Genomic DNA, 20,316 nt, shown 5'->3' with positions numbered 1-20,316 from the left:
ACAAAATAACCTCAGATATGGTCAAGGGTCGCTAAATGCCCGCAGCGCCGGATGATTTCCGCATAAAGCGGCTCACAGGCGCAGACGAGCGAGGGTTTAAGACTGGACTTACCATTGAAATGATAAGGATTACCTAAATGATCAGACGTTTTCGCGCCAGCTTCATGGGCGATGAGCGTAGAGGCGGCGACGTCCCAGTCGCGCTTTGGGGTCAGGGCCAGGGTGAAATCAGCACGGCCCGCCGCTACACACACCATGCGGTAAGCCACCGACGGGCGTGATGTCACCAAGAGCCTTGGCCATTCACCGCGCCAGATCGCCTTACCGAACACACGGGCATCGCCAATGACATGGGCGCCGTCCAGAGCGGCGGTTGCGGTGGCGTGGATCGGTTCGCCATTGAGCGTCGCCCCAAGCCCAAGCCCTGCGGCATATAGCTCCTGCGCGTCAGGAGCATAGACGACACCTGCGACGGGTTGCCCGTTTTCAACAATGGCCAGGGCAATGGTCCAATAGGGGCTGCCTTTGGTAAAGCCCATGGTGCCGTCGATGGGGTCGAGCACAAAGACCTTAGATTTACTCAGCCGGGCGTCGGTGTCCGGGGATTCTTCGCTTTGCCAGCCGTAATGAGGCCGCGCCTGCATCAGGGCTTCTTTGAGCCACAGATTGACTTCAAGATCGGCATTGGTGACGACCGAGCCATCGGATTTGTAATCGATGATAAGCCCCTGCGCCTTGACGTGCTGGGCCAGAGCGCCGACGCGACGTACCTTATCGACCAGAAGGGCGAGGTCTTCCTCAAGCTCCCGGCGCGCGACGGTCACGGCGGCGGCCTTGGTCATTTGCCCCCCACAGACAGGCCGTCTATCAGCAGGGAAGGGGCGTCGTTCGAGCCTTTTATCTCCAGATCACTGCCAGGGATCAGGCGGGCGAAGATGTCGATCAGATTACCCGCGACGGTAAGTTCATTGACCGGGTATTTTATCTCCCCCTGATCGAACCAGACACCCGAAGCCCCGACCGACCAGTCACCGGTATCAGCATTGACGTTTGGGCCGAACATGGAGGTAATCAGAACCCCTTGCCCTGCGTCACGCATCAGGTCGGGTTGCGACGACGATCCGGGCATCAGGGTAATATTGTGAGCGGAGGCCCCGGCCGGTCCCACCAGACCGCGCGAGGCATGGCCCGTCGAGGTCAGGCCCAGTTGCCGGGCCGAGGCCGTATTCAGCAACCACGTCGTCAGCACGCCATTATCGATCAGGTGGCGTTTTTGTACGCGCACCCCTTCGTCATCGAACAGGCTGGAGGCCAGACCGCGTACCCGGAAGGGATCATCAACAATATGGATGCCGGGCGCAAACAGTTGTGTATGCAGGCGGTTCTTAAGATAGCTGGAGCCGCGAGCAATCGCGGGCCCTGAGATAGCCCCTAAAAACAGACTAACGATCGATTTAGAGACGCGCGGATCGAAAATGACCGGATATTTGCCACTGTCGATTCGGCGGGCCCCCAAAGCGCTCACAGCGCGTTCGGCCGCCAGCGTACCGGTATAGGCCGGCGTCGGCAGGTCGGTATAGAATCGTTTTGAGCGGCCTTCGCCGTCGCGTTCCATTTGTCCCGCGGCATCGGTGGCGATCATGCGCACCGATTGAAAGAATATACTTGACGACTGCTGACCGCTGAAACCGTCAGAGGTCAGCAGGTGCCAGTGATTGTGGCTATAGCCCGTGCTGGCACTATCGGTCGTGATTGACTTAGCAACCGCAAGTCCTGCCGCTTCGCAGGCCAGGGCACGGTCTTTAAAGGCGTCGGCCGAGACGTCTTCCGGGTCGAACAGTTGCAGATCAACCGGGTTGGCATCGGGCACCGACAAAAGTGCGGGATCGGCCAGCCCCGTATAGGGATCGTCCGGTGATATCCGCGCCATGATCACCGCCCGCTCCACAGCCCGCTGCAAGGTCTGATCTGAGAACTCAGAAATGGAAACAACCGCTTGCTTTTGACCGATAAAGACGCGCAGCCCCAGATCCGCTGTCTCGTCGCGCTCAACCGTTTCAACCTCGCCATTGCGCACGCCGATGCTCAATGACCGGCTTTGGGCAAACGCCACTTCGGCGGCATCGGCACCGGCGGCGCGGGCTTTGCTGAGCACCTGCTCCAGCCGGTCGCGGACCGCTGAGCCCCCATAAGAGGTTTCATCCTCATGTGGCCGCTTGTGGGGCCGCTCAGGGGGCAAGCTGTTATGCGTGGGCAACATGATCTTTATCTAGGCTGGGTTCAGGGGCTAATCAAGTCTCAAATGTGACGATATGAGATGCGATTTGAGTCTATGTATGAATAGACCGCACTCATGACAATAAAACCACCCTTAATATGGCGATAATCACAGAATATCGGGGTTGTGCCTTGGCTTGGCAGTCTTCTGATGAGGAGGGTTTTGATTGAGTTTAGCCCTCACAGGGTTAGGATTTTCTTTAAGACTCTCCGGTAACTTTAGGCCGTGTCGCGGATAAGTTATGCGGATCAATAGCTTGGTGTGTGTCGCGAACGGGTGTGGTGGCTATTGAGTAACGGGCAGAGGGCAATATTGCGAACAGGTCGGTTTCAGCGGGAACTGAAAGCGGTGTCAGGCGGTAGATCTACACCGGCAAAGACCGATGCCATGCGTCGCGAAGAGGTCGTTGCCTTGCGCCCTGTGGTGCGCGGGTTTGCGCTGGGCGTTGGCCTCTATTACATTTTGATCACTTTTGCTCATTTGTTTTATGAGAACGGTCTGGCCTTGTGGGTGCTGGATGGGCTGGCGGCCACAACCATGGCGGCCAGTTTTTTCTTTTTTCATGTGACGCGTAACACGCAACGGATTGATCGGCTGGAATATGCCTGCCTGGTTGTGTTCAGCCTTATGTATCTGAATGTGGTGGCGTATCAGATATTTCACGTCGAACCGGCCAAGCTGGTCTATTTTGTCTTGCTGGTGCTTGTTTTTGCGACCGCCGGGATTACGCCGCGGGTCATCATCCCCTGCGCGCTGGTGTGCATGGTGACCATGTATGGTCTGGCTCACAAGTACGGTATTTTATCGCAATATATCTGGATCGGTCTGGCGGGTATTGCCACCGCCATGGGCATGAGCGTGCTGATGCGTCAGGCTATTCTGCGCGCGGTTCATGCCCGCGTTCAGGCCGATACTCTGCGCGATGAGGCCCAGGCTCTGGCCAATCGCGATGCCCTGACCGGCTTGCCCAACCGGCGCAGTTTTTTTGAAGCTATGGAGCAGGCCCTGAGCCGCAAACGCCAGGATGGTAAACGGTTTGATCTGGCCCTGATTGATCTGGACGGTTTCAAACCGGTCAATGATGTTTATGGCCATAGTGTCGGTGATGCCTTGCTGGTGGCGGTAGCGGGGCGCTTGCGAAACCTGTGTGCTGGTTTGGGGGTTCCGGCGCGTCTGGGCGGCGATGAATTTGCCATTATTCTTACCGGTATGGCCGATGAAGAGGAACTGAAAGCCTTTGGTGAGCGGTTGTGTGAGACCTTGCGTGAGCCCTATATGCTGTCGGGTGTGGCGGCGAATATATCCGCCTCAGTCGGCTTTGTGCGCAGTCGTCAGGGATCGGGTTTCACAATATCGCAATACCTCGAACGGGCTGACTATGCGCTCTACTATGCCAAGCAGAATTTACGCGGGGCTCCGGTTGTCTTCTCGCAAAAGCATGAGACCGAACTGCGTGATTTCGGCCTGATTGATCAGACCCTTCGGTCTTCCGATCTTGAGCAGGAGTTGTTTATCCTGTTTCAGCCGCAATATGATATTGTTGAAAATCGCACCACCAGTTTTGAAGCCCTGGCGCGCTGGAATAGCCCAAAACTGGGGCTGGTAAGGCCGGACGCCTTTATCAAGGCCGCAGAACGCTCAGGCCTGATCAGCCAGATCACCTTGATTTTGCTTAGAAAAGCCTTGGCGGTGGTGCAGGATTGGCCCGACCATATCCGGGTGTCGTTCAATCTGTCGACCCGCGACCTGCGCTCAAGTACCGCCATTGCCGATGTTTGCGATATCGTGCGCGACTCCGGGCTGGACCCCCGCCGTATCGAATTTGAGATTACGGAAACGGCCATGCTCAATGACTTTGATCAGGCCTGTGAGGCGCTTAATCGCCTGAAGTCGATGGGCTGCCGGATTGCCCTTGACGATTTCGGCTCAGGCTATTCGTCGTTCAGCTATATCCACCGCCTGCCGGTCAATAAAATCAAGATTGACAGAAGCTTTGTCGTTCAGCTTGTCAAACACCCGACCGCGCAGAAAATTATCAAGACGATCATAGATTTATGCAAAAATCTTCATCTGGATTGCGTGATCGAAGGGGTGGAGACCGAAACCGAACTGGCCAAGCTTAAGCAGGTCGGGGCGCGCTACATTCAGGGGTTTTTGTTCTCTAAACCGCTGACGGCAGATGGGGTTGATGAATACCTGGAACGCGAGACAGGCACGCGCCATAGTCATGCCACGGAGGCGATCGACCCGCTTATGACCAGATCGGTGGCTTCATAGCGGCGGGCAGACCCATTTCAGCCCATTTTTCCGTGACCTTATCGATCACATCCTGATCCATATAAAGCTCTTCGCCCCATTCGCGGTGGGTTTCCGGTGTCCACTTATTGGTGGCATCCAGCCCGATCTTTGAGCCCAGGCCGCTTTCGGGGGAGGCGAAATCGAGGTAGTCGATCGGGGTGTTTTCAATGACGGTAATGTCACGCGCCGGGTCCATGCGGGTGGAGACCGCCCACATGACATCCTTCCAGTCGCGGCAGTTGATATCGTCATCGACCACGATCAGCCATTTGGTGTACATGAACTGACGCAGGTACGACCACGCGCCCATCATCACCCGCTTGGCATGGCCCGGATAGGCCTTTTTCATCGAAATGACGGCGATGCGATACGAACACCCTTCGGGCGGTAACCAGAAATCGACGATTTCCGGAAACTGCTGCTGGATCAGCGGGATAAAGACTTCATTTAAGGCTTCACCTAAGACCGAAGGCTCATCAGGCGGACGGCCGGTGAAGGTCGACAGGTAAATCGGTTTTTTGCGCATAGTGATGGCGCTGATCTGAAAGACCGGGAATTTTTCGACCGAATTATAGTAGCCGGTGTGGTCGCCGTAGGGGCCTTCGTCGGCATATTCATCCAGCAGAACATGGCCTTCCAGCACGATTTCAGCCTCTGCCGGCACCATCAGCGGCACGGTTTTGGCAGGCACAAGTTCGGCGGCTTGGCCGCGCAGAAGGCCTGCAAACTGGTATTCCGACAGGGTATCCGGCACGGGTGTGACCGCCGCCAGTATCAGCCCCGGATCGGCGCCCAACACGACACAAGCGGGCAGGGGTTCTTTCTTTTTGGCCTTTTTCCAGCGGGCATGGTGTTGCGCGCCGCCGCGGTGGGCCAGCCAGCGCATGATGGCGCGGTCCTTACCCAGAACCTGCATCCGATAGATGCCGAGGTTGAAATTATCCTCACGCGATTCGGAAGGGCCCTTAGTGACCACGAGGCCCCAGGTGATTAGCGGGGCCGGTTCACCGGGCCAGCAGCCTTGGATCGGCAGTTTGGTCAGGTCAATATCATTGCCTGTAAGCACAACTTCCTGTACCGGTGCTTTTTTTACGGTCTTAGGGCGCATCCCCATGACCGTTCGGGCCAGCGGCATAAGCTCAAACGCATCTTTCAGACCACGCGGCGGCTCTGGCTGGCGCAAAAAGGCCAGCAATTCACCGACTTCGCGCAGTTCCTGCGGCGTGGTGCGCTCTTTGCCTTCGAGGGTTACCCCCATTGCCACCCGCTTAACCGTGCCGAACAGATTGACCAGCACCGGAATGTCGGACGTTGTGCCGTCGGCCATGATCGGGTTTTCAAACAGAACCGCCGGGCCTTTTTGCGCCAAAAGCCGGGTCTGGATCTCGGTCATCTCAAGATGGGTGGATACCGGCGTCGTTACGCGTACCAGTTCACCGGCCTTTTCAAGCTTGGCAATAAAGTCGCGAAGGGATTTATAGGCGGCCATAGCTTTGACTCGTATGGATTTTTCAATGGCAATGACATAGGCTCAATCGCAATTGATGGCCAGTGGGTATATGAATTTGATGCCGGAAAAATGCCTGATTATCGGGGTGACGTCGCTGGTCGGCGCGCGGCTGGCTGAGGTGTTGCGCGCTGATGCGCACGGCTTTGCGCCGATCTTTACCACGCGCCGACCGAACCGTGACGATGAGGTGCGCCTTGATCTGGCCTCCCCAGAATCGTTTGAGGGTGAGGGGTTCAGCCATGTGATTGCAACCACGCCGATCTGGCTGATGACCGATGCGGTGCTGACCCGCCTGTGGGCGCAAGGCATGACGCGGCTGGTGGTCTTTTCCTCGACCAGCCGGTTTTCCAAGACCTTTTCACCTGAGCCGGAGGAGCGCCGGATTGCCGATCTGCTGGCGGACTCAGAGGCGCGGATTGTGACGTTTGGCGCGGCTCATAATGTTGGGGTGACGATTCTGCGGCCGACCTTGATCTATGATGAAGGCCGCGATCAGAACATTAGCCGGATCGCCAAATTTATTGATAGATTTGGCGTTTTTGTGGTTTGTGGTAGGGCGAAAGGTCTGCGCCAGCCCGTCCACGCCTGCGATCTGGCCACGGCGGCGCTACAGGCACTCAAGTCAGACACCGCGCGCGATAAGGCCTATGATCTCAGTGGCGGTGAGACCCTGAGCTATCGCGACATGGTGGCCCGCATTTTTGAGGCCAAAGGCCGTCGCCCGCGCATAATTTCCCTACCTGCATGGCTGTGGCGGTTGGGGTTTTGGGCGCTGACGCTGATCCGCCCCGCTCAGAACCTGAAATCTAATGTCAATATGGCCCTGCGGATGAATGATGATCTGGTGTTCGATCATTCATCCGCCTCGACTGATTTCGGTTACGCACCGGCACGGTTCAATTTAAGACCCAGCGATACCTGAACTGAAATATTTTACCTGCGTACGGTTTCAAACCTTCAATATCGGATTCGATGCTATACAGGGATATAACTTTTAAAGTCGCCATTCCAAAACCAATATTGGAAGGTGTTTCTTCATCAACAACACAGTTATCAACCTTGCCATTTTGGCTAATATGGCAAACGAGGATAGCTTCACCTTCCATCTCAGCATCTAAAGCTCTTGCGGGATAGAGATTTACGGCCCCGTCCTGAGCACCTTTGCCAATTTTTATGCTGCCGCTTGGTAGGGCCTCAAGGGCGGTGAGATTTGCAATTATATTTTCGACCGAAGCTTGCGGATGCGCATTGAGCCAGGCTTTTGCGTCTGGGTTTCCCATTTCGGCACTATAAAAGTAAAGCCTGTGAGCTTCTGAAAAGTCCTTATTAGTGCCCCAACCGTTTTCGTAATGTCGGGCCAGAGCAACGAGATAAATTTCGGGTTTTAAATAAATAGCCTTCTGAAGCGCTGAAAATGACAGGCTGTAATCGTGACTATTGATTGAATTTTCAATTTCGATATTTGCCAACAACTCAATGGCTGGCGCGTAACCTTTCTCTGCCAGTTCCTGATAGATTAAACGTGCCTTTGCTGGATCTTGAGCAATGCCGTCATCTCCGATCTGGTAAGCTTTGCCCTAATAAAAATAACCGTTGTGCCGACCTTTCTGGGACGAAGCCCGGCAATAGGTTATGGCTTCGGAAAGGTTTTGTGCAGGGCCACGGCTACGCAGCGCACATATATTTTCTGTTGCACCAAGATGGTTTTGGTCTGCTGCGCGTTTGTACCATTCCAGTGACTTTTCAAGATCAATGGCTACGGTAAGTTGTCCGTACCCTATCAGGAGACCATCCTTATAATAGTCTCCCATCTTCAATTGGGCTTCGGCATAGCCATTTTCGGCTGATTTGTTCAGCCATTTCCATGCCTCTTTTGGTTTGTTTTCATTGAGAGAGTATATGGCGAGACCGTACTGGCTTTTTGGGTCGCCATCATTAGCTTTTGTTCTAAGGTTTTTAATATATTCTTTTGGATAGATTTGTGCGAGCGCTGGGCTGGCGAGGCCATGAATGGCTAGCAAGAAAAGTATCCCCCGAAGAAAGCTCATAAAATCCCCATTATCTATCCGACCAGATACCTAACTCATTACCGGACGGGTCGGTAAATTGAAAGCGGCGGCCGCCGGGGAAGTCGAAAATGTCGAGGGTGAGGATGCCGCCTGCGGCCAGCACATCTTCGCGGCTTTGTTCAAGGTTTTCGCTGTAGAGTATGACCAGAGGTTTGGCCGGAGCTTCGGATGATTCCGCCTGAAATCCACCATCAAGACCGGCACCATCCAGCGCCGCATAGGTTGGGCCATAGTCAATGAATGACCAGCCAAATGCCTTGGCGTAAAAGGCTTTGACGGGGACCAAATCGGTGGCGGCCCATTCGATGTAGTCAATGGCGTGGTGAATTTTGGTCATGGCTAAAGTCTCCAGACGGTCGTGGGTTTGACGGGCTTGTCCTCAAGGTCGGCTGAGGTCGTAATTTTATAATCGGCGCAGCGCCTAAGCCCCGATTTCGGAAAGTAGGTCCGGTGCGGGTCGCCGATATAGACGGTTTTACCTTTAGCGATCTCAGCGCGCAAAACTGTCAGCATGGCCTCCGCCATCGGGCGTTCATAGGCGATGTCACCGGCCAGAACGACCTCGACATCGGGCAGGCCTGCGGTCAACAGATCACCGCCGAGGAACGCAATCTGGCAATGGTTGAGACCTGCGTTGAGGCTAACGGCGGCCTCGCAATAGGGATCGATATCATTGGCGGTGACGTGGGCGGCACCTGCCAGAGCGGCGGCAATGCCGACCATGCCTGACCCGCACGCCAGATCAAGCACAGTTTTACCTGCGACGATCTCAGGATTTTCCAGCACATATCGGCTCAGCGCTTGACCGCCAGACCAGGCAAAGGCCCAGAACGGCGGCGGTAACAGGTGCTGATCCAGATCGGCCTCGGTCATCTGCCACAGGGCGGTCGCGTCATCGGCCTGATAGAGCATTATCAGCGGCACGGAGGGGACGGGCCGCGCGACTGTGTTGGCAGTTATAAACGCCTTACGGTCAATCATTCCTGATCAGGCGATAGGGCTTCTGGCGGCAGGTTTTCCACCGGCAAAGGCGCCGGATTGCCGCCGAATTGCGCCGCATAGGCCGGGGCGATCGCGTCACGGATCACTGTAAGCGGCAAGCGGATCTGATAGGTGCCTTCGGCATAGGGGCCAACCTCATAGGGTGCGAACAGCACGTCGATGGCGGCGGCCTTACCGGTTTCGGTCGAGGGGATCAGCACAAAATGAGCCGATTTTAGCTTGGGGCAACCAAAGCCGGAACTGGCCTGTGTGATCGGGGTTTCCGCGCGTTTGGAACGCTCGGCCTCGACCTGACGGCACAGGTAGTTTTCGGCCGGTTTCAGGTCAGCCTCGGCGGCAAACAGGGTTTGCGGATCGAGCGGTTTGTCGGCCGCCTTATCCCACAACACCGGATGGAAGGCGAGGTTGCCGTGGGCCCCACCGGCATATTCCTCGATCTGGGAATAGGCAGAGATAAGACCCGCAGTTTCGGCGGTCAGGTGCCAGACGATTTTGCGGAAATACTGCGGCTGTTCAAAACCATCCTTAGCCAATCCCGCGCGATCGGTGACAGCCTGATTGGCGAAGGCTTTGAGGGCTTCCTGATCCTGCGCCGACAGGGTTTCGTGCAGGGTCGCGTGAGCCTTAAACGAGTCCGGGAAGTACAATGACGCTTCGGCATCAACGGTGTTGTGAACATAGCTGAGCGGCGCGGTGGACTCACGTTTAGCCTCGACCTTCGGGGCCTCATCCGGCTTTTTCTGGCAGGCGGTAACCGTGGCGCTTACGATAAGGGCGGCAAGGGCTAGACGGGACAAGGTGGCGCGCGGCATGGAGGACTTTCAAAGATTTGGGCGGAATTTAGCGAACAAAGCCGCTGAAAATAAGGCCTGCGACCCATAGTAAACCGGCATCGCGATTCGCTTTAAACAGTTTTAGCGCCTGCGCGCCATCTTGCGGGCGTAAGGTGTAAACTTGCCACGCCAGATGGGCCGCCACCAGCGCTTGGGCCGCATAAAACGGCCAGGACATCGGGGCAAGGGCAGCAGAGATAATGGTGAGGATCAGGCATAGACCGTAGATGATGGTGATGCCGGGTCGGGCCTTTGCGCCCAATGCGCGGGCGGAGGATTTCACCCCGGCCATGACGTCGTCTTCGATGTCCTGCAAGGCATAGATGGTGTCATAACCAATGGTCCAGAACACCAGCCCGGCGTAGAACATGAGCGCCGGCAGGGTGATCTCACCGGCCACGGCGGCATAGGCCATCAGGCAACCCCAGTTAAAGGTCAGGCCCAGCCACGCCTGCGGCCACCAGGTGATGCGCTTCATGAATGGATAGGCCGCGACCAGCGCCAGCGACCCGACCCCCAGAATGATGGCAAGAGTGCCCAGTTGCAGCAGGATAATCAGGCTGATCAGGCAGCAGATGATAATGAACACCATCGCCTGTTTGGGCGTGATCTGGCCTGACGCGATCGGGCGGTTACGGGTGCGCTCAACAAGTGCGTCGATGTCGCGGTCAACCAGGTCGTTAAAGGCGCAGCCCGCGGCCCGCATCAGGCCGGAGCCTATGGCAAACAGTATCAGGAAATATAGGGGAAAGGCTGTGCCCGTGACCGCGCTGGCATAGGCAAGCCCCATAGCTCCGGGCAGGAACAACAGCCAGATACCGACCGGGCGGTCAAACCGGCCCAACCTCAGCCACGGGCGCACACTTTCCGGCGCATGGCGGTCAACCCAGTTTTGCGGGGCGGCATCGGGCAGGGTTACGGGATCGCGGGTCGTCATAACGCCCTAGATGCTCTGACGGCTCACAAATGTCGAGAGAGTTTTAAAGTTATGCCCGCCGCCGTGCCGGTGTTTTTTTCTGCGGGATGATACGCACGAACGGGCGCGGGCCGAACAGGCTGTCTTCCATACCGGTTTCCAGCGTATCGCCGCGCTTAGGATTGGGAATGTTGAGATCCTCAGTCGGGGTGATCACCCACAATCCATCCTTGGCGTGGATCAGCACCAATCCTTTGTTTGGAAAGTTTTCCGACCACAGCTTGATCTGGCTGTAATAGGGCTCTGCGCGCCAAGCGTGGGCTCTGGCGTGATCGACATCGATATTGAGCGTGGTGCCGTTGGGATCAAGTCTGAGTACAAAACCGGCAATATCCGGCCGCCACAGCGCATTCAGATCCTCATGCTTTATCCACAGGCACTTGAAATCCTGACAGGTTTTGGGATGCAGGCCCCATACGCCGCAGCCCTTGACATGGCCAGTATGGTGACACAAATCACCGGCTTTTTTGCCCAGATCATCGATATCATAGACTTTGCAGCACAGGTTACAGTCGCCGCATACCTTAAGCGCCGGACGCGCTTTGGTGGGAGGCGCTGCTGCCGCCTGATGTGTATGTTGGCTCATGACCCGATCCCGAACTTCTGTTCAGTCACGCCCCCAGCCTGATTTTTAAAGCTGGTGTAATGGACGCGCCCTTTAGACCAGAGTGATTCTGGCAAATCAGAGTCAATAAATGCTTAATGAGCCGTTTATGGATTTAGGCTGCGTTTGCCTTTGGTGACGGCATCAAACGAAAAAACGATATCGCCGTCGGGTTTAGGCACCGGATTTGTATATTGGCACTCATCAATCGTTGATAATATGTGGCGGATAATGTTTTCACGCGCCGCCGTCTTATCATCCGTCTTGATGCAGGTCCACGGCGCCTGTTTTGTGTGAGAGGCTTTCAGCATCTCATCGCGGGCCGCGGAATAATCGGCCCATTTTTCCTGCGCCACCGCATCAAGCGGAGAGACCTTAAGCCGTTTCAGCGGATCGGATCGGCGTTCATCCAGCCGTTTTTTCTGCTCGTCCTGAGATATGTCAAGCCACAGCTTGATCAGGATAATATCGTCATGAATCAACATGGATTCAAATTGCGGCACGTCCTTGATGAAGCGGGCCTGTTCCTCAACTGTGGAAAAGCCCATGACTTTCTCGACCCCGGCGCGATTGTACCAGGACCGGTTAAAGATCGTCCATTCGCCGGCGGCAGGAAGATGAGGGATATAGCGCTGAAACCACCACTGGGTCTTTTCACGGTCGGAGGGTTTAGGCAGGGCGACCACCTGAGTTTGACGGACCGCCAGATGCTCAGTGATGCGCTTTATGGCGCCGTCTTTGCCCGCGGCATCGCGGCCTTCGAAGACGATGCAGATGCGTTTTCCGGCACTTTGTGCCCAGATCTGGGCATCGACCAGATTGACCTGTAAGGCCTCCAGCCGGTCTTCGGCGGCTTTCTTTTTGTCAGATTTTGCCATGATGCGCTCCTGCTTTAAGAGGAGAGTGGCGCACCCGACCCGGTATCGCAAGTCTTTAAGCGATGAGTTGGCCCTTGACGCTGACCAGACGCAGATGGCTTTCGCGCGGTAACCGTTCAGGATCGTAGAGCCTGACGGTATGTAGTGTCATGGCCGTGACCGTAGCGCGGCGTAAGAACGGGATCGGCCCCTTGGGCTGGTAAAGTCCGACCAGACGATCGACCTCACCCGACGCGTTGCGAAGCGGGGCTATGGCGATATCAAGGCGCACTGTCTCATTTCCGGACGTGGTGGCGGACGCCGTCAGGATCAGGGGCTGTTGACGATGTGCGGCCAGGTTGAGCGCGACCTTAAGCTGCTCTTCATGGGCGGGCGCGAACAGTTTGGTGAACGGTGTGGTTTTCAGGCCAGCGCCATGCAGGGCGACCAGAAAGCCGCCCGTCAGGCGAAATCTGTAGTCATTTCCGGCGGTTGCGATCATCATCATCTGCGGCATCAGGTCTTTAAGCTGAACCGGATCAAAGTCGGCGCGCAGGGGCGCTGCGCGGGAGATTTCGGTCTCGTCACGACGTAACGGGCTATTCTGGGCCGCACCTTGTTGCAGGGCGCGCCAGTAGCTTAGGAAGCTGACTGTGCTGGAATGGGACACGATGATCTCCTTTCCGGCGCTGCGGCGCAAAAAGCGCGCCGTTACGAAGTGGTTAAACCGGTTTTCTTTGCGTTTTTTCGTATTTCTTCGGGATGCGTTAGGGAAAAGGCAAGGGGTGATGCGGTATGGTTTTTGCTTAGATGTCGCGGGAAACATGAGGAGCGTCTCAAAATATGCGCGCAAATAAATCTCTTATCGGTCACGGCTCACTTATCGCTTTAGGTATGTTGATCGGATCGCTCGTGGCCAGTGAAGCTTCGGCACAATCGTGTGGTGGGGGCTGTGCACCGCCACCGCCGCCCACGCCGCCGTCCCATCCGTCAAAGCCGTCCATGCCGCACGTCAGCGCCCATGCCTCGGCCTATGCCAGTGCCCACGCGTCGGCCAGTGCGTCGGCATCGGGTGGTGCCACCGGCTCGGTCTATTACGGCGGTGGCTATGGCAACTGGTCGCAGGCGCAAGGTATTCCGGTCGTGACCGGCGGTCTCAATGTCGAAACCGGCAGTGAAATGGCGGCTGAGTCCTATCAGGCGTCGCGCATGGTGACCAGGACCGTCACGCTGCAGGCGTCGTGCATCGACGACAAAGGCGTGCCGCATCCGGCCTCTCAGGTGTTTGGTTATAAGGATGTGAAGGGCGATTATCGCGGTGAGTTATATCGCTGCATCGCCGGCACGCGCCTGCAATATATTGCAGATGGCAAAAGCTATGACTGCGGTAAGAACGACGCCCTGTGGCATGAAGGCGGCAAGATTGAGTGCCGTCGCCAGTTGGCCGCGCGCGCCTGTAACGAGCGCTCGCTGCTGCGCCGGTTTGGGGCCGGGGTTAAGATCTTGACCCTGACCACGACCGAAACCTATATGGCCAGCCGTCAAGTCGAGAAAAAATCAGCCTATAGCTCGTCATCGAACATGGTGTTTGATGGCGGCGTCGGCGGGTTTGTTCAGTAAAATAAGTATAATAAAATAAAAACCCGGCTTTAAGCCGGGTTAATTATACTTATGGTAAGTCATAAACTTCTTTTAATTCAATGTCATAATATAGCGTCTCTTTTTCCCGAATTTGGGAAATAAGGCTGTTAATTAAAAAGATCGCGTTTTCAAATTTTTGAAACTGATCTATCCCTGCCATATTTGTGTGTAAATTTAAGTAATTAGATACTAATATTACCTCATCTTCGAATGTTTCGATGCTAAAGTCATAATTTTTTTTAGATGAGTATAAAGTTCTTAAGCGATGGTACATATTTTTATCTACATAAACTTAAGCATTGAGAGTAAATGTTGGTGGCGCGACTTATGCATTGGTATCGGTCATTGTTATTGGGAATGCCTCTGCAAACTGTAACTGCTGTGTAGTAGGCTGCATCACATGCACGCTTGCATATTTCAGGGTCTATGCTGCTTGTTTGATACTCAGAAAATATTTCATCTATCTGCTGTTCATAGTCATGAGGAACATTTTATTGCGTTTTAATCGATTGTGTATCTGTGGCGGCTGCAATTGTGCAGGGGGTTGAAAAAAGCATAATTGATAGAAATGCCGTTTTAAACATGTCGCTCTCCGATGTTGACGAGGTTTTATTATACCGGATATGCGCGGCCTATCAATATGATTATTTCGCTTCCGGCTTGGCCTGCAGCCTTAAGGCCTTATCTTTGACCAGATAGGTCTGCGCCAGCTTTTGCAAATCAGCAGCGGTGACCTTTTCCAGTTCGGCCTTGCGGGTGCGGACGGCCTCAAGCTTGCGCGGATCAGTCGATGAGCCCGGCAGGACGCCCGCCCAGAACCCGTTGGTTTTCAGGGTGACTTCGTATTTGTCGAGCACGGGCTTGCGGGCACGCAACAGTTCATCCTCAGTGACGCCCTTTGTTTTCAGATCGTCCACTATGGCCATGACCGAGGTGTAGAACACCTCATCCTGATCCGGTTTGACGGTGGCTGAGGCGCCGATATAGCCAAAACCCTTGAAAGAATTGGACGCGATGGATGAGGCGGACGAGCCATAGGACGCGCCTTGTTTTTCGCGGATTTCCTCGATCAGACGCAGGGTCATAACTTCGGACAGCAATTCAAGGCCGCGTGCGGTCTGGGTGCTGGCGAAGAAATCGGTGGTCGGGAAGGCAATATAGGACAGGTTCTGGTCCTCGCGGCCCTTATGGGTAAAGACCTGATGCAGGTTCGTGGTCGGGAATTTCACCACATTACCTTTGGGCGCGACCGGCAAAGGTTTACGCGGGGCAAGGGTCGCAAAGGTCGCGTCAACCTGTTTCAGCGCGTCTTCGACGGTGATCGAGCCCACAAAGGTGATTTCGACCGGTGATTTCATCAGCAGGGTCTGGGTAAAGGCCTTGACCTCATCATTGCTCGTTTTAAGGAACTCATCCTGGGTCGGTATACCGAAACGGTCATCGCCGGAGCGGATAACCCGTGGGGCTTTGACACTGAAAACGCTGTTGGGGCTTGACTGGAGCTGGGTGTAGTAGTTCGGCACAAAGGCTTTCAGGCGCTCAAACGCATTGGCGCGGAAGGCCGTATCGGTGGTAAAGGCCATCAAAACCTGCATCTGGGTGGTCAGGTCGTCCTTGGTGGTGCCGCCGCTTAAGGTCGCGGAATCCTCGCCGATATTGTAGCTGAGGCCGTAGATCTTGCCGGCCAGAGTTTCTTTGATATCTTCGGCCTCAAGCTTGCCAAGGCCGCCTTCGAACACACCCGCAGATGAGGCTTCGAACACCGGCGCGCTGGCACCGGGAGCAATGGTTTGCAGGCCGCCCGCGAAACGCACGGTGACCAGAATTTCGTTGTCCTTAAAGGTCGTCGGCTTGATATTGACCTTTAGGCCGTTGGCATAGGTCACCTGCGTTACGCCAAGGTCGGCAAGGGTTTCGGTCTTGACGACCTTTGACGGGGTGCCGAACTGCGCATAGGGCCAGGGCTTTTTGTCAATCGCCAGCGGCTCAACGACCGCTTGCGCCATCAGGGTCTGATAGGTCGCTTGAATGGCGGCTTGATCGAATTTGGCCGCATCCGAACCTTGACGTGCGATCAGCGGGCCATCGCCCAGATCGAGCGCCTTGATGTGGGCATTGATAGCCTCAAGCGTCAGACGGGATTTGATTTTATTGAAAAAGGCCAGATTTTGGGTTGGGGAGGTCAGCACCTCATTGTCGCCCAAGGTGCCGATAATCTGACCGGCAATGGCGCCGGTGTTGCGGGTTTTTTCGCCCTTGGCGGCGGCATCAAGGCCGGTGGCAAATTCGGTCAGAACGCGGTCAAGTTCGGCCTGAGAGACGCCGTAAGCCTGAAACTGACGCAGGGTCATTAGGGCCTGCTCCAATGCGGCCTTGTCCTGTCCCGGCTTGGGAGAGATGCTCAGACTGTAGGTTTCAGCGGTTTTATTGACGCTGCCGTTGCCAAAGCTGGCGGCCGCGAACTGGGTTTCCGGGGCTTTTGACTGGCGTTCCAGCCGCAGGTTCACAATGGCACTGATGATGTTGTCGAGGGTGTCATCAAAATCGCTCGCCTCAGTCTCGACGCTGCCGTCAAAGGGTTTAAACCACGACACCGACAGCGAATCGGGCAGGCCGGGCTCGGCGTAGGCGTGAACGCGTTGGCCTTTTTTGGCATAGGTGCCAAAGTTGGTCAGGGCGTTCTTCGTTTGGGGTTTGCCCTGCCAGTCACCGAACTTGGCCTTGATCTTGGCCTCAATCTCATCGGGGTTGATATCGCCAACGATCACGAGCGTGGCGTATTCGGGCCGGTAAAAATCGTTGTAGAAATCAACAAAAGCCTGAGCGGGCGCGGACTTGATCACCTCGACCTGACCAATGGGCAGGCGCTCAGGGTAGGGCTGGCCCGCAAACGCCTTTTTGGCATAGGCGATATAGGCGCGCATCCCCGGCGACGCGCGGGCGCGTTCTTCGCCTAAGATTACGCCGCGCTCAGCCTCAATGGCCTTAGGATCAAGCAGCAGGTTGCTGGCCGTTTCGCGCATCAGCATCAGGGCGGTGTCGACGATTTCAGGGTCGACTTTCGGCAGGTCCAGCATATAGACCGTCTCATCGAACGAGGTATAGGCGTTGGTGTCCGGGCCGAATTTCAGGCCGTGCCGCTCTAAGATTTTGATCATCTCGCCTTCGGGCACGTTCTTTGAGCCGTTAAACGCCATGTGCTCAAGAAAGTGGGCTAACCCTTGCTGGGCATCGGTTTCCATCAGCGAGCCGGCATCAAAGCGCAGGCGCACCGCCGTCGTACCCGGAGGGGTCGCGTTTTTATAGATGACATAGGTCATGCCATTGGAAAGCTTGCCAAATCGCGCGGCGGGATCGGCAGGTATGTCGCTTTTGGTTTGGGCAAATTCAACCGGCGGATTGGCTTTTACGGCCTGCGCCTGAACCGCCACCGGAGCCAGAGCCGTGGTCAGCGCCGTTGTGGACATAGCCACGGCCAGAGAAAAGACAAAAATTCCGCGGGTTTTGCGCAAAAGCATCAGGGTCGCCTTCATGATTCAGATGAAGGCGACCCTGTATTATGTTCGTGGTTTTGAAAAGGCGTTGGGCGGCTGATTACGAAAATGTAATCTAAGGATTACCCGATGTGTAATAGGTCGCCGTGTTGCCGGTGGCGCGGGCGACCGAGACAACGGAGCGGCCCGTGCCGGTAATAGTGGACGTATTGGTGGCCGTCACAGCGCCATTATTGACCTGATTATTATTGACGCTCATGTCCGGTTCACACGCCCCGCAGGCATAGCCCATAGCTGAGTTGCCGGTGGCATCGGTTTCCAGATAGGCATCATAGCCGTCGCGTCCGATAAATTCGGCGCTGGCTTGAACGCCGCCGGAATTGAGCTGGTTGTTGTCAATACTGACGTATTTATCGTTATTACCGGCGATCATAAGGTTGCCTGTACTGGTCGCCTTGGCAGTAGCCGTGCCGTACTGTTCGATGGCTTCGACTTTGGTATCCGCCAGAACCGTTTTATTATTATTGGTCTGGGTCGAATTGACGATCATATAGCCGCCGGTGTTGCCGACATTGACCGTATTACCTGCCGCATCTGATGTCCCGGCCATTTCCCACATGTTAGAACCTGACGCGTCGGTGCGCGCCTCAGTGATACTTTGAGCGCTGGTGGTTTGGGTCACCGTGTGATTCTGAGACCCGCGATCATTGCTGACGGCAAAAAAATAGTTATTGTAGGCGTTCGACGCATAAAGGTTGGGCGAGGGGGAGTATTGAACCGAACTGGTAGTTGTGGCCTGCACGTCTGTGTCCGAAGTTTGGGTCACATTCGATATGATCTGCGCTTGTGTAGCCCCAAATTCCTGATGGTTGGCCATCGCTGTGGTTTGAACTTCTCCACTTTTATAGATGGCTCCGTTAGGCGCTACGATTTCGCTATCGGCCTGAACATGATTGGCCGTGGAGGTTTGACTGATATTAGCCGTCAAATCACCTTGTTCAGCTACAAAACTGCCCGAATTGGCGATAGATTGAGTAACCATATAGGCACCAGTGCCGACAGATTTTCCCGTTTCGCCCGGCGTTGCCTGACTAACCAAAAGTGATTCCGCATCGATATTGCCACTATTGGTCTGAACTGAATCAAGAGCCGCGTTCACCTGTGAGTTGCCGCCGTCCATGCGATTACCAGTCGCGTAGGTACGCAGACTAGACAAGCCGTCATTTATATAATGCTCTGCGTACCTTGAAGCGTTTACCAAGCGGTTGTTTGCCTGATTATTTTCAATCCGCACACACACGCGCATACCGTTAGTCAGAGGACATTCGGCCTGAGCATTATTTGGGTCTGTAACGTCAAGCGCCTGACTAGTAGCGGGAGACCACGCGGCAGCACTTATCGCCATCACGCTGGTCATGATCGTGATCAGGCTTGGTCGCATGGGGCTTATCCTTTGGTTTGTCTTCGGTCTGGCGGGCGGCATCGTCGGCAACGCGACCGGTTTTGCGCCAGCGCTGAGGATCTTCGCGAGTGCCGGCATTGTTGGTCTCCAGATTATTATAGGCGGGAACAAAGCCGCCCGTCGCGCCCGTCGTGGCGTTATAGTTGAGGAAATCGTCTTTGGGGCTCAGGCACACTTCGGGACCAGCGGCACCATAAAGATTGGTCATGAACTCCAGCGTGGCGCGTTCAATCAGGGCACGTACGGCCAGTTGCATCGGCTCTAAGCCACCTTCGCCCGCGGAAATGTCAAAGATATTGCCGTTAAAGAAGTCAAACACCCCGGCCTTGATCTCACGGCCGATGATTTGCTTCTGGTAGGAAATGACATCGACGACTTCGAGCGTGCGGGTATCGACCAGACGCAGGTCAAGGGCAACATTCATCACATACAGACGGGCATTGACGATGCCCTTGGTGTCGCGGGCATCAGCGTCGCCGACATAAGCATCAAGACCGCTGGAGCGGATGTTGTAGTTCAGTTCAGTAATGCCGCCGACAATGTGAAAGTCGGAACCGGCGATCTGACCGGCCATGATCTTACGGTACTCACCGGCCACCGTAGGGTCCGACATCGGGGCGTCGGTGATCAGTTTATTGTTGGCATATTTCAGCTCAAGCTCGGAAACTGAGGTATCGAAACGCTCAACCTGACGAGCCCCGGCCTTGGCCAGCGCGGTCATGGCCATAAGCGAAGCGCCCTGGGTGATCTTGCGACCACCTTCGTATTCGACCTTGCCCGTATAGTCCGAGATCCGACCAACCGCCATGCGCGGTGACGCCAGGCGATGGGCGCGAGCATAGGATGACAGGCAGATCAGGGCGTCCGAATAGGCAGTCGGGTTGGCGATCACCGGCGCATTGCCGATGGGCTTGGCATAGATGCCGCTGGGGCCCGCCACAGGCGATACGCAGCCGGATAGGGTCGCCGCGGCAGCAATGAGCGCCGCGGTGCGCGTCAGGTTACGTTTCATATTAGAAGCCATTCGAAAGTGTTCCTGTGATATCAGCATCGGCCGTGGCCGTGTTGGTGCCGGCATTGGCGGTGACATTGCCGTTATTGATTTGGGTCGAATCGATCATGACGGTGTTGTAGTTGCCATTGACCACGACCGAGAGGTTATTGCCGATGGCGGTAGCGCCCCCGATGGCGCCTGCGCCGGAATAGGCATCGGCGGCTCCGGAGGCGCGGCCATAGGCATAGACTGAGTTATCGGCGCCGGTGACTATGACGCCGTCGACGATGACGCGGTT

Annotated in this window: 19 protein-coding genes (1 of these 19 cut by a window edge); 3 read left to right on the top strand and 16 right to left on the bottom strand. The window is 55.6% G+C overall.

The annotated features are described in order from the left end of the window. Nucleotides 1-11: 11 nt before the first annotated feature. Nucleotides 12-842, bottom strand: coding sequence for an inositol monophosphatase family protein (locus OVA03_RS04750; RefSeq protein ID WP_267527011.1), 831 nt, complete (start codon nt 840-842; stop codon nt 12-14). Beyond that, nucleotides 839-2,260, bottom strand: coding sequence for a TldD/PmbA family protein (locus OVA03_RS04745; RefSeq protein WP_267527010.1), 1,422 nt, complete (start codon nt 2,258-2,260; stop codon nt 839-841). The genes OVA03_RS04750 and OVA03_RS04745 overlap by 4 nt, the downstream gene beginning before the upstream one ends. A 366-nt stretch (nt 2,261-2,626) precedes the next feature. On the opposite strand from OVA03_RS04745, the gene OVA03_RS04740 reads away from it, so the two are divergent. Next, nucleotides 2,627-4,555 (top strand): putative bifunctional diguanylate cyclase/phosphodiesterase, encoded by a 1,929-nt coding sequence (locus OVA03_RS04740; protein ID WP_267527009.1) that lies wholly within the window; start codon nt 2,627-2,629, stop codon nt 4,553-4,555. On the opposite strand, the gene OVA03_RS04735 is transcribed toward OVA03_RS04740, so the two are convergent. After that, nucleotides 4,530-6,065: a UbiD family decarboxylase gene (locus OVA03_RS04735; RefSeq protein WP_267527008.1), complete on the bottom strand. Its 1,536-nt coding sequence runs from the start codon at nt 6,063-6,065 to the stop codon at nt 4,530-4,532. The two genes, OVA03_RS04740 and OVA03_RS04735, sit on opposite strands and share 26 nt — an antisense overlap. A 70-nt stretch (nt 6,066-6,135) precedes the next feature. On the opposite strand from OVA03_RS04735, the gene OVA03_RS04730 reads away from it, so the two are divergent. Continuing rightward, complete coding sequence (locus tag OVA03_RS04730; RefSeq protein WP_267527007.1) at nt 6,136-7,008, top strand: SDR family oxidoreductase; 873 nt, start codon at nt 6,136-6,138, stop codon at nt 7,006-7,008. Here the strand turns inward: OVA03_RS04730 and OVA03_RS04725 are convergent. From OVA03_RS04725 to OVA03_RS04685, 9 genes are all read right to left on the bottom strand, one after another. After that, on the bottom strand, nt 6,983-7,555 hold the full coding sequence (locus tag OVA03_RS04725; RefSeq protein ID WP_267527006.1) for an energy transducer TonB: 573 nt from the start codon (nt 7,553-7,555) through the stop codon (nt 6,983-6,985). The two genes, OVA03_RS04730 and OVA03_RS04725, sit on opposite strands and share 26 nt — an antisense overlap. A gap of 108 nt (nt 7,556-7,663) precedes the next feature. Continuing rightward, nucleotides 7,664-8,134 carry a tetratricopeptide repeat protein gene (locus OVA03_RS04720; protein WP_267527005.1) on the bottom strand — a complete coding sequence of 157 codons (471 nt, stop codon included), beginning with the start codon at nt 8,132-8,134 and terminating at the stop codon, nt 7,664-7,666. 10 nt (nt 8,135-8,144) lie between these two features. Then, entirely contained in the window at nt 8,145-8,492 is a 348-nt protein-coding gene (locus tag OVA03_RS04715) for a VOC family protein (protein ID WP_267527004.1), read from the bottom strand. A 2-nt stretch (nt 8,493-8,494) separates the two neighbouring features. After that, the gene (locus OVA03_RS04710; RefSeq protein ID WP_267527003.1) at nt 8,495-9,136 is read right to left on the bottom strand and encodes a class I SAM-dependent methyltransferase; all 642 of its coding nucleotides are present in this window, start codon (nt 9,134-9,136) and stop codon (nt 8,495-8,497) included. Next, entirely contained in the window at nt 9,133-9,969 is an 837-nt protein-coding gene (locus OVA03_RS04705) for a DUF3298 and DUF4163 domain-containing protein (RefSeq protein ID WP_267527002.1), read from the bottom strand. Before OVA03_RS04705 ends, OVA03_RS04710 begins: the two co-directional genes overlap by 4 nt. 28 nt (nt 9,970-9,997) lie before the next feature. After that, complete coding sequence (gene ubiA / locus OVA03_RS04700; RefSeq protein WP_267527001.1) at nt 9,998-10,927, bottom strand: 4-hydroxybenzoate octaprenyltransferase; 930 nt, start codon at nt 10,925-10,927, stop codon at nt 9,998-10,000. Between the two features lie 49 nt (nt 10,928-10,976). After that, nucleotides 10,977-11,552, bottom strand: coding sequence for a hypothetical protein (locus tag OVA03_RS04695; protein WP_267527000.1), 576 nt, complete (start codon nt 11,550-11,552; stop codon nt 10,977-10,979). 125 nt (nt 11,553-11,677) lie between these two features. Next, nucleotides 11,678-12,448, bottom strand: a complete 771-nt coding sequence (gene ppk2 / locus OVA03_RS04690) for a polyphosphate kinase 2 (protein WP_267526999.1) — start codon at nt 12,446-12,448, stop codon at nt 11,678-11,680. 55 nt (nt 12,449-12,503) lie between these two features. Next, nucleotides 12,504-13,097 carry a PAS domain-containing protein gene (locus OVA03_RS04685; RefSeq protein WP_267526998.1) on the bottom strand — a complete coding sequence of 198 codons (594 nt, stop codon included), beginning with the start codon at nt 13,095-13,097 and terminating at the stop codon, nt 12,504-12,506. Nucleotides 13,098-13,270: 173 nt separating this feature from the next. On the opposite strand from OVA03_RS04685, the gene OVA03_RS04680 reads away from it, so the two are divergent. Continuing rightward, nucleotides 13,271-14,047, top strand: coding sequence for a hypothetical protein (locus tag OVA03_RS04680; protein WP_267526997.1), 777 nt, complete (start codon nt 13,271-13,273; stop codon nt 14,045-14,047). 665 nt (nt 14,048-14,712) lie between these two features. Here OVA03_RS04680 and OVA03_RS04675 read toward each other — a convergent pair. The 4 genes from OVA03_RS04675 to hfaA all read right to left on the bottom strand — a co-directional run. Further along, nucleotides 14,713-17,586 (bottom strand): M16 family metallopeptidase, encoded by a 2,874-nt coding sequence (locus OVA03_RS04675; protein ID WP_267526996.1) that lies wholly within the window; start codon nt 17,584-17,586, stop codon nt 14,713-14,715. 91 nt (nt 17,587-17,677) lie between these two features. Continuing rightward, on the bottom strand, nt 17,678-18,868 hold the full coding sequence (gene hfaD / locus OVA03_RS04670; RefSeq protein ID WP_267527677.1) for a holdfast anchor protein HfaD: 1,191 nt from the start codon (nt 18,866-18,868) through the stop codon (nt 17,678-17,680). Between the two features lie 61 nt (nt 18,869-18,929). Then, nucleotides 18,930-20,036 carry a holdfast anchoring protein HfaB gene (hfaB, locus tag OVA03_RS04665; protein WP_324291030.1) on the bottom strand — a complete coding sequence of 369 codons (1,107 nt, stop codon included), beginning with the start codon at nt 20,034-20,036 and terminating at the stop codon, nt 18,930-18,932. Nucleotide 20,037: 1 nt separating this feature from the next. After that, a protein-coding gene (hfaA, locus tag OVA03_RS04660) for a holdfast anchoring protein HfaA (protein ID WP_324291029.1) crosses the window boundary here: on the bottom strand, nt 20,038-20,316 show its 3' portion. Its footprint extends 168 nt past the window's final position; the window shows 279 of its 447 coding nt (coding positions 169-447); its start codon lies off the right edge, out of view; its stop codon occupies nt 20,038-20,040.

The sequence above is a fragment of the Asticcacaulis sp. SL142 genome (genome assembly GCF_026625745.1).
Lineage (GTDB): Bacteria > Pseudomonadota > Alphaproteobacteria > Caulobacterales > Caulobacteraceae > Asticcacaulis.
The sequence above is the reverse complement of the archived record's forward strand: the minus strand, read 5'-3'. Positions and strand labels throughout refer to the sequence as shown.